The sequence below is a fragment of the Dactylosporangium sp. NBC_01737 genome, from assembly GCF_035963215.1.
Lineage (GTDB): Bacteria > Actinomycetota > Actinomycetes > Mycobacteriales > Micromonosporaceae > Dactylosporangium.
In genome coordinates this window covers 8,122,858-8,137,591 of the sequence record NZ_CP109153.1, presented here as the reverse complement: position 1 = coordinate 8,137,591, position 14,734 = coordinate 8,122,858, and the positions used below count along the sequence as shown (strand labels likewise).

The window sequence follows — 14,734 nt, the reverse complement described above, 5'->3', positions numbered from 1 at the left end:
CGGCCGCGCCCACTCACGACGGCGTGCACGACACCCGGACCTGCGCCGCGCCGAGTCGCTCACCGGCCGGCGCTGCCCCCCGGTTGCCCAGATGGATCGAGATGGCGCCGCCGCTCAGCGGGAACGTGCCGGCGCTGACCCACCGCCCCCGGTTCACGGTCTGGTCGATGGTGAAGCTCGCCCGCACCGTGCTGCTGGTGCGCCCGCCGAGGATCTTGTAGAACGCCGGGTGCCCGGCCACGTCGCCGGGCACCCCGCTGGACGGGATGTAGACCGTCACGGCACACGCACCGGTCACCACGGGGCTGGTCTCGAACCACCACACCACGTACGGGGTGCCGTCCACGGACGGCTCGCCGGACATCGGCATCGACACGAACCGGCCGCAGCCGCCGGCGCCGCCGGCCTTCTCCGACCAGGTGCCGTCCATGCCGTTGGTGTACCAGTTCTGCGAGTTGTCGTTCGCGCAGCCGACGCCGGAGGTCTTGACGACGGTGGTCCCGGCGGGGGCCGCCGTGGACGTCTGCGTCACCACGCCGGCGGCCGCGCCGTTCGACGCCGCCGGCGGTGCGCCGGCACCGCTCGATCTGGGTGCCGGTCCGCTCGAGGAACCGGCTGCCGGGGTGGCCGCCAGGTCCGGCGGCGACGGTGTGCCGGAGTGCAACGGCTGCTCCAGGCCGAGTGGCGGGAGCGCCGTCCGGGGGGACTGCCCGCCGCCGGGTCCGGTCGCGAAGCTGTAGATCAGCGGGCCGACCAGCAGCCCGGCGGCCGCCGCCACCACCGCCGTGCGGACTCCCCGCCGGCTGCGTCCGGCCGGCCGTACCTCGGCAACGGCAACGGCACCGTCGGCGACATCGGCCCCGGTCGCTGGAGGCGGGACGGGTTCGGGCGGCTCCGCCATGCCGGGCAGGACGACGGCGTGCATCGGGGTCAGGTCGCCGGGCGGATCTGAGCTCACCTGCGGGGTTCCTCTGAGTCTGTCGGTGCATGTCCGTTGCGGTACGGCATGATGCGCATCAACTGCAGGACGTGGACCTGGTTGTCGACGGTCACCACGGAGAACTGCGCCGTGTGCCGGACCCGGGCCGAGATCCCCAGATGCCGGGCCCCGTGCAACGCGACCTCGGCCAGCGGACCGGCCGGGAGGGGCAGGCACAGTCCTCGCCCGGTCCGCACCGGCGCCCCCGCGGCGAGCAGCCCTCGCCACAGTTCGGTCGCCTGCGCCACAGCCCGCGCCGGGCCGGCGTCGTTGACCGCCTCGACCCCGACCCGCCACGCTTCCCGCAGCCCGGCCAGCATCCGGGTCTGCCGAGCGGGCGCGATCAGGACCCGGTGCCGGCCCAGCCGCCGGCGGACGCCATACCCGCTGGACTCGACCCACACCGCGCCGTCCGCCGCCTGCTCCAGCAGCGCCTTCAGCAGCCTGGCCGGCGCGAGCTGGGTGAACTCGGCGATCAGTCCACCGGCGCCGGCGCCGGTGGCGAACGAGTCGACGGTGTCGACCGCGTCGACCACATTGGCCGGCAACCGCTCCCGGGCCGTCCTGCGGTAGGACGTCGCGCAGACGTACATCGCCGCGGCTTCGAACGTGACCAGCCTGTCGGTCCGCGTCAATGCGCTGCCCATCCCCGCTCCTCGAATCCGGTCGTCTCGCAGACTCGCCGCCAACCGCACGCAGGGCCAGGGTTCGCGATGGAACGTGATGAACATTTAAACTCGCCGGTCACGGTTCGGCCGAGGTGAGCCGGGACAGCAACTCCGGCGATACCATCCGGACCCGCGCCCGGGCCTGCTCGGGGAGCCGGGCCAGCAGGCCGGCCACGACCGGCCGGATGCCGTCGGGCGGCTGGCCGGGGACCCCCGCCACCACCGTGAGCCAGCGCGGGTCCCACGGGATCTGGGCGAGCTGCGCGGCGCCGGCAGGAGCGTCGCGGTGCCGGACCCACAGCCCGAAATGGGTCAGCTCGACCAACCACGGTCCCTGCAGCGACCAGACCCGCTCCGCGACGACCGGCAGGTCCGCCAGCGGGGCGGCCGGATCGACGGGCACGGGCGGCCCGGCCGGATCACACCGCATCCGCCGGCTCATCGGCCACCACAGCGGGTTGCCGGCCTCGTCCGTGGCGAGGGTGCGGGCCACCCCGTCGGATCCGATCACGGGCAGCCCGTTGGCCAGCTGGACCGGTCGGCCCCAGCGGCGGGCCAGCTCACCGGCCACCTCAGCGGCGCCGCGGGTGCCGGATCCGTAGGGCGCCACCAGCAGCCGGTCCCGCACCGCCGGCGGCAGGTCGGCCACCGCCGCCGCCACGAGCGCCGGGTCCGGACGCGCGGTGCCGGCGGATCCCACGATGAGCGTGCACAGCTCGGGATCCGCCGGTACGCCGAAGGCGAGGTCGCTCGGCGGCGGCACCACGGCACCGGTCCCGGCCAGGACCCACAGGCCGGCCGGGACCTCGACGAGGGTCACCCCGGCCGGGCGCCCGCCGGCCAGCCGCGCCACGGCCGGCGCCCACGGCGGCTCCGGGAACCTCGCCCCGGCGGGCCGTACCGAGCCGTCCGGGGCGAACCGCAGCCACTGGCCGGCGCCGCCCGTGGCCCGCGGGCCCTCCCCGGCGTCGCCGGGCCGGCGCGCGGCGCGACGAACGCCGTGCCGCCCGGCGTCAGCAGCACCCGGCCGTCCGGTGCGATCACGTCGGCCCGCAGCCGCTCGGCCAGCCGCCGCGCGGGTGCCGGCGCGGCACCGTCCGGCGCCCCGGCGTCGGAGATCGCGAGCCGGACCGTGGCGCCGGGCGGCGCCACGGCGATGACGGCGTCGGTCAACCATGTCCAGTCCCGGATGCTGGTCAACAGGCTGACCACGGTCACCGCGCCGGGCTCGACCGGCAGGTCGATGGCGATGGCCGCGACCGTGCCGTCCGGGTCGGGGCCGATGAGCAGCACCCCGTCGCTGAGCCACTCCGACATCGGCGCCGGCCCCACCGGCCGGCGCGCCGCCGTGACGGCGCCGGTGTCCCCGTCGACGGCGCGGTCCCCAGCCGAGCCCGTCGGTGCCGCGGCACGCCGCCGACCCCCCAGCCACCGTGTCATCCCGGCCTCACCAGTGTTCAGTCCACCGTAGACGTCCCGGATCGGCGATCGGCCGTCCTTTGCCGCGACCAGGATACGGGTCCGGTCCACTCACCGGCTCCCGGCCGGCAGGCGGATGTGCGCCCGCAGCCCGCGCGGCCGGGCCGGCAGCAGCGTCAGCGTGCCGCCGGAGGCGGTGATCAGGGTCTCGGCGATGGTGACGCCGAGCCCGGAGCCGAGCTGGTTCTGGTCGGCGGCCCGGCGCCAGAACGCCCGCCTGGCGCTCGACAGCTCCTCGCCGGCCAGGCCCGGCCCGTTGTCGATCACGTCGAGCTGCGCCCAGCCGTCCGGGAGGCGGAACGCGGCGACCACGATCCGCGCCCCCGGGCCCGCGTACTTCACCGCGTTGTCGATCAGCGCGTCCAGGCACTGGCTGATGGCGGCCTCGGCGGCCCGGGCGACGACGGCGTCGGCACCGCCGCGCACGATCTCCACGCCGGCCACCGCGGCGGCCGGCTCCCACATCTCCACCCTGGTCGCTACCAGCGCCGACAGGTCGAGGTCGGCCGCGTGCGCGGCGGTTGCCTCGGCCCGGGCGTAGGCCAGCAGCGAGTCGCAGATCCGGGTCATCCGGTCGATCTCGTCAACGAGGACGTCGTACTCCTCCTGCTGATCATCGTCGCCGGCGCCGGGCACGGGCCGGAGGTTGTCGACGCCCAGCCGCAGGGTCGCAAGGGGGGTGCGGAGCTGGTGGCTGGCGTAGGAGACGAACGCCCGCTGCCGATCCAGCAGCACCGTCATCCGGGCGCCGAGCTCGTTGAAGGCGTCGGCGAGCCGGCGCAGCTCGGCCGGGCCGGACGGCGGCACCGGCCGCTGGGACGTGCCGTCCCGCCAGGCCCGCGCCTCGGCGGCGAGGGCCACGATCGGGACGCCCAGCCAGCGGGTCAGCCGGCGGGCGCCCAGCACCGCGCCGGCGACCAGCAGCACCACGAACCAGGCCAGCGAGATCCACCAGGCCACCGGCACACCACCGGGGCGGGCGAGCAGCAGGAGCACCAGCGGCGTGCCCAGCCCCACGGCGGCGGCCCCCACCAGAGCGAGCTGGACGGCGAGTATCCGGCGCAGCATCTACCCGTCCACCGGGTCCAGCTCGTCCCCACCGGACGGCGCCGCGGCACCGGGTCCGTCGCCGCCGAGCGGCACGATCCGGTAGCCGACGCCCCGGATCGCCTCGACGTGCACGGCCGCCTCGACCTTCGCCCGTACGCGGGCGATGTGCACGTCGAGCGTGCGGGCCGTGCCCGGCCAGGACGTGTTCCACACCTCGATCATCAGGCGGTCCCGGCGCTGCACCGTGCCCGGCTCGGCCGCCAGCAGCGCCAGCAGCTGGAACTCCTTGCGGCTCAACTGCACCCGGTCCCCGTCGACGAACGCCTCATGGCGGTCCAGGTCGACGCGCAGGGCGCCGACCTCCCGGACGCCGGCCGGGCGCGGCCGGGCCCGGCGCAGCACCGCTTCGATGCGGGCCTGCAACTCCCCGAAGCTGAACGGCTTGACCAGGTAGTCGTCCGCACCGGCGCGCAGGCCGGCGATGCGCTCGCCCTCCTCGGCACGGGCGCTGAGCACGATGATGACCACCTCGCTGCGCGCCCGCAGCTGGCGGCAGACGTGCAGGCCGTCCCAGTCCGGCAGGTTCAGGTCCAGCAGCACCACGTCGACCGGCGCCGCGGCCAGCGCCTCGGTGGCCGTGCCGACATGCGTCAGCTCGTATCCGGCCCGGCGCAGCGCCGTGCCCAGCACCCGCGCCAACCGCAGGTCATCCTCGACGAGCAAGACCTTCAACCGACCGCCCTGCGTGTGTCTTGTACCGTTCCGCGCGGATGACGGCAGCGGATCACCATCTTAGACAATCATGGTCCTGGTCGTGGCGGCGCCTCCGCGTCGTCGACAGCAGCGTCAGCGGATCGGTGCGGACGCCGGTTCGGAGTCGCCCGACCCCCGGTCCCTCGCGATCGGCACTGTTCCGGACTCGATACCGTGGTTTCCCGGAGGTGGACCATGGATCACCACGACACCTTGGACGAGGCATTGGCCGCTGCCCTCGGCAGTGCGGCACCCGCACTTCGCGAATGGGGCCGGCAACGAGGTCTGACGTACCAGATGGACCGATTGCTGACCCACGGGCGTTCCGGCGCGCTCGTGTGCTTCGTGTTCGAGACCGACACGCACGCCGGAGGCTCATGCAAGCTGCTGTTGAAGCTCGACAACTTTCCTGACGGACCCCTCGACGAGTCGGAGTTTCAGCGGCAGCGGACGGCCCTGCGCGAGGCACCACAGCCGTTCGCCGGACGGCATCTCACCGAGCTGGCGCCGGACGGCCATGATCTGGTGCGGGTCGGCGACGGCCGTTGGATCGTGTTCCAGCGCATCGCGGGGCTCGCCCCGCAGGACATCGAGCTGCGCGGTGGTATTGACGAACTGGACATTCTGACCAAGGCCCTGGCGGCGGCGCGCGCCGGCGGCTCCGTCGACGCAACGGGGCGCGGCCTGGACGCACCCGTGGTCTGCGATCCCGAAACGTTCGCCGACGTCTGCGCCCAGGTCGCGGGCGCCGTCCTGCGGGACTGGGCGACCAGAGGCCGGGTGGCACGGATGGACGCCGCAACCTACCTCGACCGGCACCTGCGGGGGCGCCTGCAGGCCGGCAAGCCGCTGCACACGCTGTCCGGGCGGCTGCACGGTGCGACGATGCGCCTGCCCGGCCATCGCGAGGCGCTGCCCAATCCGTTCGTGGTGCTGGCACCCGACCAGCCGGGCGGTCAACGGACGATCTCCGCGGTCCTTGGCAGGTGCCACGGTGACCTGCACACGGGCAACATCCTGGTTCCGGTGAACAACCTGAAGGCGCCCACCGCCTTCCGCCTGGTCGACCTGGCCAAGTACCAGTCGGAGGGCCCGCTCGCCCGCGACCCCGCCGGATTGATGCTGTACATCGTGGTCCGGACGCTGCACGACATCGACCCTGATCGTCGAGGTGCCCTGATCGAGTTCATCGTCGATCCGGACAGTGGTCGGGGCACGCTCCTGCCCGGATGGCTGCAGAAGCTCGTACGGGCCATCAGGGACACCGGCGAACGGTTCGCGCACGAGACCGGCATGCTCCGCGAATGGCGGGAGCAGTGGCTGCTGTCCCTGGTTGCCTGCGCCCTCATCCTGCTCAGTCGCGGCACCACCCCGGACGCTGCCAAGCTGTGGCTGCTGCAGTTGGCTGGGCGCGCGGCCGGCGGGTTCCTGGGGCCGACGTTCACGGCCGCCGAACACGCCGGGACGACCGTCACCGCAGGCATGGTCGCGGACCTGGTTGAGAGGAAGACTCCGCAGCCGGGTCGCACGTGGGTTGCGGCGTTCTGCCCGTACCTGCCGTTCATGGAGGCCAGAACGCAGCAACGGCCGGAGCACCGGCCCGAGCTTGATCGCCTGCTGGAAGCCGCGAGGACTGGCACGAACCGCACCGACGAGTTCGTCGAGTTCGTGCGGGTGCTCGGCGGCCCGGCCGACAACCTCCGCTCACCGGAGGACGCGGAGGCGCTGAACGACGTCGTCTACTCGTGCCCGATGCAACTGCCCTGCGACCGCGTCGCAAAGCCCGCCGGCCCTCAGGCCGGCGACCCGCGCTGCGAGCTGCGCCCCGGCGTCATGAGGCGCGAGTTCTGGTGATGTCCTGAACGAGTTTGTACGACCGGTGCCGGGGTTGTCCCGGCCCGTCGTACAGCGTGTATCCCGCCGCCGCAACGGCGCAGTGTCGCCCTTGGCGGCCACCGCAACACACCTCCGGGCCGCTACCAGCGAGCTCCGGAAGGATTGCGGCAGACCATGGCCAGAATCGTCAGGACCCGCGGCGACCGCCGGCGGGACTCGTTCCAGCGGATGCACCGCGAACGGCAGTACACACGCCTGCTCCACCAGCTCTCCGCTCCAGCACGGTCGCCGGTCGGCGGCGGCCTCGCAACGCGCGCCTCCCGCGCCCGATAAGCCCGCGGGAGCCCGAATGCGATGTTGCGCAGGCACCGCCGAAAGTACCCGACTCCCTGCCGGGGCATCTGCCGCCATACGGACGGCAGTCCCCGGGTCCTGCTCGACCCGGACGTCGCGGCTGACATCAACGCCGTGCTGCGCCGGTTCCCGTCCGCGACGTCAACGGTTCCCGCGCCCGCCGTTGACTACCGCGCGGTGGTCTCGTGCCCGGTCCGGGAACAGCTCATCGCCCGCGCGTACCTGCGCAGCCCGATGTTCTGCCGGGCCGCGCTGCCGTCGTACCGGGCCTTCCGGCTGGACACCCAGCTGCAGTTCGACCTGCTGACCAGGCCGGCCGGCCGTGGTGGGCTCGGCCTCGACGTGCGGATCACCGCGGAGGACCCCTACGAGGACGCGGTCGAGATGGTCGCGGACCTGCGCCGCGGGCGGCTCGACATCTTCGCCACCGCGGCGTGCGGCAATCCTCATCCATGGCTGAGCGATGACGACAACGACATGTTCCGCGCAGTGCATGACGTGTTCGGTCACGCCGCCGCGGGGCGCGGCTTCGACCGGCACGGCGAGGAGGCCGCCTGGCTCAAACACGTCCGGATCTACAGCCCGGCGGCGCGGTCTGCCCTGACCGCCGAGACCAGAGGCCAGAGCAGTGTGGTCTTCGCCGGTCTGGCAGAAGGGTTTCCGGTCCAGAAGCTGATCCGGCTGCCTCGGAGATTCACCGACCCGGCCCAGTTCAGTGTCGCACGGTAGTGCGGCCACGACGGTGCTACCGTACCGTCGTGCTACCCCGAGCCGCCCGCGCGGAGTACGCGCGGCTGCTGCTGGCGAGATTTGAGGAGACCGGCGATCCTGCCGACCTCATCCACGCCGAGTCCCTCGCCCGCCGGGTCGTCGCGCAGTGCCCTCCCGACGACCCGGCGCGCGCCGGCTACCTGTCGAACCTGGCGTTGATGCTCCGCTCCAGATTTCGGGTGGAAGGCGACCCGCAGCTGCTGGACAGCTGCCTGCAGGTGCACGAGGCGGCCATCGATGCCGCCGCGCACGACGATCCGGACCGCCCGGCGCTGATGATCAACTTTGCGGTGTCGTTGCGGGTACGCTTCACCAGGACCGGCGGTCGCGCGGACCTCGACCGGGCCGTGGCGCTCACACGGGCCGCGGCACCCGCTGTCGGCGGTCATCCCCAGCGCGCCGCACTACGCGCCGCGATCGTCTCGGTGCTGCGCACCGCGGCCGAGCACAGCAGCGCTCCCGGCGATCTGGCCGAGGCGATCGACCTGGTCACGGCGGAGCTGGACGTCACCGAGGACGCAGCGCAGCAGCGGCGGCTGCGGCTCACCGGCAGCGCACTGCTGCGCCTGCGCTTCATCCGCAACGGCGACCCGGAGGATCTGGACCGGTGCGTGGCACTGGCCGGTGCTGCGGCAGACCTGCCGCTCACCCACCCCGACGGTCCGTCGGTGCACTCGACGTTCGGTGCCGCGCTCTTCCTCCGGTATCAGCACTGCGGCGCGCCCGAGGACCTGCATCGTGCGGCGCTGGTGCTCACCGCAGCGCTGGATGCGATGCCGGTACACCACACCGGGACGTCGGCGATCGCCACGAACCTCGCCGCCGTGCTGCACGCGCGGTACGACGCCACCGCGGATCCGGCGGACCTCAGCTCGATGATCACCGTCGGGGAGCTCGCCGTGCAGACCGCCCCGCCGGGCGGCGCCACCAGGGTCGCGGCAGCGGCAAACCTGGCGTCCGCCTACCTGTCGCGCTGGCAGCGGACCGGGTCGACCGACGACCTCGATGCCGCGGTGACGCTCCGCCGGGACGCCATCGCCGCCGGACCCGGGCCCGAGCAACTGGCGGCCCTGCTGTCTGGACTGGCCACCACACTGCTGGACCGTTACCAGCGGGTCGGCGATCCGGACGACATCGACGCCGCCATCACCGCCGGTCAGCGCGCTGTCAACGCCACCACGGATCGCTCGCCGGAGCGCGGCCGCTTCCTCGCAAATCTCTGCGCCGCCTACCGGGCCCGCTACGACCGTGCCGGCGACGTCGCCGATCTCGCCGAAGCACTCCGAGCGGGACGCGCATCGGTCCAGGCGACCTCACCGGACGACCCGGGCCTCCCCCGCCGGCGCTCGGCGCTCGGGCTCGTTCTGTTGCGCAGCGCCACTCGGACCGGCGACGCCGGCGACCTCGACGAGGCCGTGGAGCTCGGACGGCTGGCACTCACCGCAACACCGGCCGGCAGCCGGCTGCGCCCCCGGATGCTGGTCAACGCCGCAAATGCGCTGCGCGTCCGCTACGAACGCACAGGCGATCTGGCAGACCTCGACGAAGCCGTGCTGGACGCGCGAGCGGCCGTTGCCGCAACGCCGAGCGACGATGCCCTGCGCCCGCGGCGACTGGCGATGCTCGCCACCTCGGTGCTGCGCCGCTTCGAAAGCCTCCGGCAGCGGGCGGACATCGACGAGGCCGTCCACACAGCCGCCGCGGCGATCGACGCCACCCCCGCAGATCACCCGCACCGGTCGATGTACGCAGCGAATCTGGGACTGATGGTGTTCCGGCGGTTCGAGGCGTTCGACGTCCGGGCAGATCTCGACAGCGCCATCGACGCCGACCGTCATGCCGTCGTCGCCAGCGCCGCGGATCACCCCGACCGGCTCGGTTACCTGTCGAACCTCGTCGCCCCGCTGCTGCGCCGGTACGCGCTGGACGGCGACGACGCGGACCTCGCCGATGCCGTTGCCGCCGCCCGGGCGGCCGTGTCCGCGGACGGCGGCGCACCGGACAACGGCGGCTTCCAGTTCAACCTCGCCATGGCCCTGCGCGCCCGCTTCGTCAGCGTCGCCGGCACATCGTCAACCGACCCGGCCGGCGACCTCGCGGCGGCCGCCGAGGCGTTCCAGCGGTGCTCGCGCTCGCCCACCACGATGCCGGTGATCCGCGCCGCCGCGGCCGCCTACCGCGCCGAACTGGTTGCGCCCATGTCCCCCGCCGCGACAGCTGAGGACTGGATTCCTGCGGGCGCCGCCTACGCCGAGGCCCTGGACCTGCTGCCGATGCTCGCCGGACGCAGCCTCGGCTGGGACAGCCGCCATGCGCAGCTGGCGCGGCTCGCCGGCCTCGGTAGTGACGCCGCCGCGGTGGCCCTGCACGCCGGCGACCGGCTCCGCGCGGTGGCGGTGCTGGAACAGGCCAGAGGCATCCTGCTCGGACAGGCTGCGGACCAGCGCCGGGACATCGGCGCGTTGCGTCTCGTCGACCCGCGTCTGGCCGAGGAGTTCGAGGAGATCCGCGACGTCATCAACGCCGACACCACGCCGACCAGCGAGCTGGACGCGTCACCGGGCGTGGTCGCCGCCTCGGCGACCCGGCGGCGGGCAGCGGCCGCCCGCTTCGACGACGTGATGGCCCGCGTCCGAGCGCTGGGCCTGCTCCGCGATCCGGAACCTGAGGACCTGCTGGCGGCGGCGGCCGGCGGGCCGGTCATCGTCGTCAACGTCTCGCGGTACCGCTGCGACGGGTTGATCATCCGGACAACCGGTGTGGAGGTCGTGCCGCTGCCCACGCTGCGGCACGAGGATGTCACGGCGAACGCGCAGATGTTCCTGACCGCGACGGCTGCCAATGACTGGGACAGCAACGCGACGATCCTGCGGATCCTGGGCTGGCTCTGGGACGACGTCGTCGCGCCGGTGCTCGCTTCGCTGACAGACGCCGAGGCGGGCCGGCTCTGGTGGCTGCCGACCGGTGCGCTCGGTGTGCTGCCGCTGCACGCCGCCGGCCGCGCCGAGCTGTCGCTGCTCGACGTGAGCGTCTCGTCGTACACCTCGACGCTCCGGGCACTCATCCGCGCCCGCGGTTCCACCGAGGCGGCCGTGCCAGCCGGGACAGCACCGGACCTGGCCTCGAGTCCGCTCGTCGTCGCGGTGCCCGACGCGGGCGCCCGGCCCACCCTGCGCCGCGCTGCCGACGAATGCCAGGCCGCCGCCGGCCATCTGCATGCCACCGCGATCCGGACCGGCGCCGGCGCCGCATGCGGCGAGGTCCTGGACCGGCTGCGCGATGCCGATTGGGCACACTTCGCCTGCCATGCGCTCACGGACCTGTCGGATCCGGCGGCGAGCGCCCTGATCCTCGATGACGGGCCGCTACGGGTCCGTGACATCGGGATCCTGCCCAGCGGCGACCGTCGCCTGGCGTACCTCTCGGCGTGCACCACCGCGCTGACCGGCGGCCTGCTCGTCGACGAGGCGATGCACATCTCGTCGATGTTCCAGCTGATCGGTTTCCGGCACGTGGTGGGAACACTGTGGCGGGTCGACGATGACATCGCCTACGACCTGGCCGCGGCGACCTATCGCCGGCTCGCTGACGGTCTCGAGCCCGCCGCGGCCGTCAACGCCGCCGTTCGCGCCCAGTACCACCGCTATCCGGCGAACCCCATGCTGTGGGGGGCGTTCGTCCATCTCGGTCCGTGACCACCGACCCGGCGCGCACGTCAGCCGGCTCGCAGCCGGGTCAGCTCACCCTCGACCAGGGCAGGATCGAGTTCGGTGAACACCGGGACCGGTGCATCGAGCGGTGTCCCCGGCTGGATGCGACTGGTGCCCCAACGCGCTGCCCCCTGGTAGTCACCCATCAGCACCGTGTAGGGCGTCCCGTCCTCGACGTCGTGCAGCTCCGGCATGCCGGCCCAGGTCCCCGCCCCTCCGAGCAGCGCATGGACGCGGTTCGCCGCGGCCGGCATGAACGGCGTCAGGAGCGCATTGCAGTCCTGCACCGCCTGCAGCACCACGTGCAGCTGGGTCCCCATCCGCTCCCGATCGGTGTCGCACAGGCTCCACGGTGCCTCGTCCATGAGGTACGCGTTGACCGCGGCGACGGTCCTCATCGCACCGTCGAGCGAAGCCCGGTGCCGGTGCCGGTCGAGCAGATCTCCAACGGTGTCGAACGCGTCGTTGACGGTCGTGAGAAGCTCGACGTCGGCCGGGGTGAAGGGCCCCGCCTCCGGCACCGCGCCGAAGTTGCGGTGCGCCAGCGAAACGGCCCGGTGGACCAGGTTCCCCCATCCGGCGACGAGCTCGTCGTTGTTGCGGCGGACGAACTCGGACCACGTGAAGTCGGTGTCCGACGTCTCCGGACCGCACGCCGCAAGGTAGTAGCGCAACGAGTCGGCGGAGTACCGCGACAGGAAGTCGCTGACGTGCACGGCGGCGTCGCGCGGCCCCGAGCCCTTGCGTCCCTCCATGGTGAGCACCTCGCCGGCCACCACCTCCTGCGGCAGTTGCAGCAGTCCGTACGGACCGCTTCGGCCACCCCGGTCACCGGTGCCGTTCTGGCCGAGCAGGATCGACGGCCACATGACGCTGTGGACCGCGATGTCGTCCTTGCCCATGAAGTAGCAGCCACGGGTGGCCGGGTCGTGCCACCATGCCCGCCAGAGGTCCGGGTCACCGGTGCGCCGGGCCCATTCGACCGAGCCGGAGAGATGGCCGATCACCGTGTCGAACCACATGCACAGGCGCTTGTCCGGCCGCCCGACCCACCCGTCGAGCGGGATCGGCACGCCCCAGCCGAGGTCGCGGCTGATGGCCCTCGGTCTGAGGTCGTCGAGCAGGTCCAGCGTGCACTTCAGGACGTCGGAGCGCCATCCGTCACGGGACTGCAGCCAGCCTCCGAGGACCTCGGCGAAGGCCGGCAGGTCGAGGAAGAAGTGTTCGGTGTCGACGAATGCTGGCGTCTCACCGGTGATCCTGCTCCGCGGGTCGATGATGTCAGCCGGATCGAGCAGGTTGCCGCAGTGCCCGCACTGGTCACCGCGGGCAGCCGGGCAGGCGCAGACCGGACAGGTCCCCTCGATGGTGTGGTCCGGCAGGGTGCGTCCGGTCGACGGTGAGATCGCGCCGGGCACGGTGCGCCGGCTGACGTAGCCGTTGTCCAGCAGCGACCGGAAGACCTGCTGCGTCACGGCGTAGTGGTTGGGTGTGGTGGTCCGGGTGAACAGGTCAAAGGACAGCCCCAGCGCCTGGAGGTCCTCGGCGATCACCCGGCTGCAGCGGTCGGCGAGCTGCCGCGGCGCAACGCCGTCGTGGTCGGCCTCGACGACGACGGAGGTGCCGTGGCTGCTGGCCCCGCCGATCATCAGCACCTGGTTGCCGGCCATGCGCTGGTACCTGCTGAAGATGTCCGACGGGACACCGGAGCCCGCAAGGTGGCCGAGGTGCCGAGGACCGCTCGCACCCGGCCAGACAACGCCGGTGAACACGCGGCCGGGTCCGCCGGTCCGCCGATCGGAGCTACGGATCATCGGTGCTCCGCGTGCACGGACGCCACCCGGGCGCCGGCACCGGACAGGCCCTGACGATGACCTGCCCGATGCCGCCGGTGCCCCCCTGCACCGGCGCAACCACTCCGGATCCGCTGAACCTACCCCCTGCGTCCGGGGCGTTGCACAACCTCGGCTCGCCTGCGGTCATGCCGCCGCAGCCAGGCGCTCGTGATCGATGGTGCTGCAGGCGCCGCACCGCAGGAGACGGGCCGGTGCTGTCGCCATTGCAGTCCAATCTGCCGATTCCCGGGAATCGAGATGCCGCGGGCCCTGATCGGCAGCGGGCCGGGAACCGCCCGCCACAGGGGAGAATCCCGGACCGCCGCCGCAGATACCTGCGCTGAAGGCCATGCTGCCGTGGTTCCCTGCAAACGCCCTCCAAGATGTGGGCGATTTGCAGCGCGCAGTGCCGGGCACCGCCGAGCCCACTAGATATGGCACTGTCTCGAGGGTTCCGCCGTCGCATCGACTAGATGTAGCGTTCCTCTCATGCGATGTCCGTTTTGTGGAAGCGATGCGACCCGCGTGAAGGACACACGTCGATGCAAGGGTGAGCTCGTCCGCAAGCGGGTCTGCGAAAAGTGTGGCGAGCGGTTCTCCACCGCGGAGCGGATCACAGCCGAGTACCTTCAGGTCCGCAAGCGCGACGGCCGGACCGAGCCGTTCTCCAGGGCGAAGATCCGCAACGGCATCCTCAATGCGGCGGTCGGGTCGGAGCTGTCCGTCGCCGACGTCAACGCGTTCGTGGACGGCGTCGTGCAGCTGCTCAACCCTGACGCCCCCGATCTTCCCGTGAGCAGCAAGGACATCGGCGGCCTGGTGCTCAAACAGCTCCGGTGCAACGCCGCCATCACCGATGTGACCTACATCCGGTTCGCGATGGTGTTCGAGCGCAAGGCGACGCCCGGCGGGCAGTGGAGCGGAGCCGAGGTGCGCGCGTGGCTCGAGCGGCAGTACGGGCCACCGCGGATCTCCGTGGCGCCCGGCACACCATCCGCGGTCGCCAAGACGAACGGCAAGGTCGAGCCGTTCCAGCCCGAGAAGCTGTCCCGCAGCATCGAGCTCGCCGCCGGTGCGGGAGGTGCCCGGCAGGGCCGCAGTCTGGCGCTCAACGTGACCTCGGCGGTGACGCGGGAGCTTGCCGGTCAGGCCCTGGTGACGTCGCAGCAGATCGCTGCCGAGGCACTGAAGTCGCTCCGTGTGCTCGACCAGGCGAGCTATCTGCGCTATGCGTCGATCGTCAAGCGCTACCGGTCGGTGGACGACTTCTGGTTCGACCTGCTGGCGCTGGAGGCGTAG

11 protein-coding genes are annotated in these 14,734 nt (G+C 72.6%); 4 read left to right on the top strand and 7 right to left on the bottom strand.

Annotation, left to right across the window (positions count from 1 at the left end):
- Positions 1–13: 13 nt before the first annotated feature.
- The 6 genes from OHA72_RS36995 to OHA72_RS36970 all read right to left on the bottom strand — a co-directional run bounded on the left by OHA72_RS36995 (position 14) and on the right by OHA72_RS36970 (position 4,908).
- Positions 14–958, bottom strand: a complete 945-nt coding sequence (locus OHA72_RS36995) for a hypothetical protein (RefSeq protein ID WP_327000702.1) — start codon at positions 956–958, stop codon at positions 14–16.
- On the bottom strand, positions 955–1,626 hold the full coding sequence (locus OHA72_RS36990) for a hypothetical protein (protein WP_327000701.1): 672 nt from the start codon (positions 1,624–1,626) through the stop codon (positions 955–957). The genes OHA72_RS36995 and OHA72_RS36990 overlap by 4 nt, the downstream gene beginning before the upstream one ends.
- Before the next feature lie 97 nt (positions 1,627–1,723).
- On the bottom strand, positions 1,724–2,500 hold the full coding sequence (locus OHA72_RS36985) for a hypothetical protein (protein ID WP_327000700.1): 777 nt from the start codon (positions 2,498–2,500) through the stop codon (positions 1,724–1,726).
- Positions 2,464–3,087: a hypothetical protein gene (locus OHA72_RS36980; RefSeq protein ID WP_327000699.1), complete on the bottom strand. Its 624-nt coding sequence runs from the start codon at positions 3,085–3,087 to the stop codon at positions 2,464–2,466. Before OHA72_RS36980 ends, OHA72_RS36985 begins: the two co-directional genes overlap by 37 nt.
- A 90-nt stretch (positions 3,088–3,177) precedes the next feature.
- Positions 3,178–4,194: a sensor histidine kinase gene (locus OHA72_RS36975; protein WP_327000698.1), complete on the bottom strand. Its 1,017-nt coding sequence runs from the start codon at positions 4,192–4,194 to the stop codon at positions 3,178–3,180.
- Positions 4,195–4,908 carry a response regulator transcription factor gene (locus OHA72_RS36970; protein ID WP_327000697.1) on the bottom strand — a complete coding sequence of 238 codons (714 nt, stop codon included), beginning with the start codon at positions 4,906–4,908 and terminating at the stop codon, positions 4,195–4,197.
- A gap of 318 nt (positions 4,909–5,226) precedes the next feature.
- On the opposite strand from OHA72_RS36970, the gene OHA72_RS36965 reads away from it, so the two are divergent.
- The 3 genes from OHA72_RS36965 to OHA72_RS36955 all read left to right on the top strand — a co-directional run bounded on the left by OHA72_RS36965 (position 5,227) and on the right by OHA72_RS36955 (position 11,585).
- Positions 5,227–6,783, top strand: a complete 1,557-nt coding sequence (locus OHA72_RS36965; RefSeq protein WP_327000696.1) for a hypothetical protein — start codon at positions 5,227–5,229, stop codon at positions 6,781–6,783.
- Positions 6,784–7,119: 336 nt separating this feature from the next.
- Positions 7,120–7,848: a hypothetical protein gene (locus tag OHA72_RS36960; protein WP_327000695.1), complete on the top strand. Its 729-nt coding sequence runs from the start codon at positions 7,120–7,122 to the stop codon at positions 7,846–7,848.
- A gap of 29 nt (positions 7,849–7,877) precedes the next feature.
- Positions 7,878–11,585 carry a CHAT domain-containing protein gene (locus OHA72_RS36955; RefSeq protein WP_327000694.1) on the top strand — a complete coding sequence of 1,236 codons (3,708 nt, stop codon included), beginning with the start codon at positions 7,878–7,880 and terminating at the stop codon, positions 11,583–11,585.
- Positions 11,586–11,605: 20 nt separating this feature from the next.
- Here OHA72_RS36955 and metG read toward each other — a convergent pair whose 3' ends face one another.
- Complete coding sequence (metG, locus tag OHA72_RS36950; RefSeq protein ID WP_327000693.1) at positions 11,606–13,414, bottom strand: methionine--tRNA ligase; 1,809 nt, start codon at positions 13,412–13,414, stop codon at positions 11,606–11,608.
- A 546-nt stretch (positions 13,415–13,960) separates the two neighbouring features.
- On the opposite strand from metG, the gene OHA72_RS36945 reads away from it, so the two are divergent.
- Positions 13,961–14,734, top strand: coding sequence for an ATP cone domain-containing protein (locus OHA72_RS36945; protein ID WP_327000692.1), 774 nt, complete (start codon positions 13,961–13,963; stop codon positions 14,732–14,734).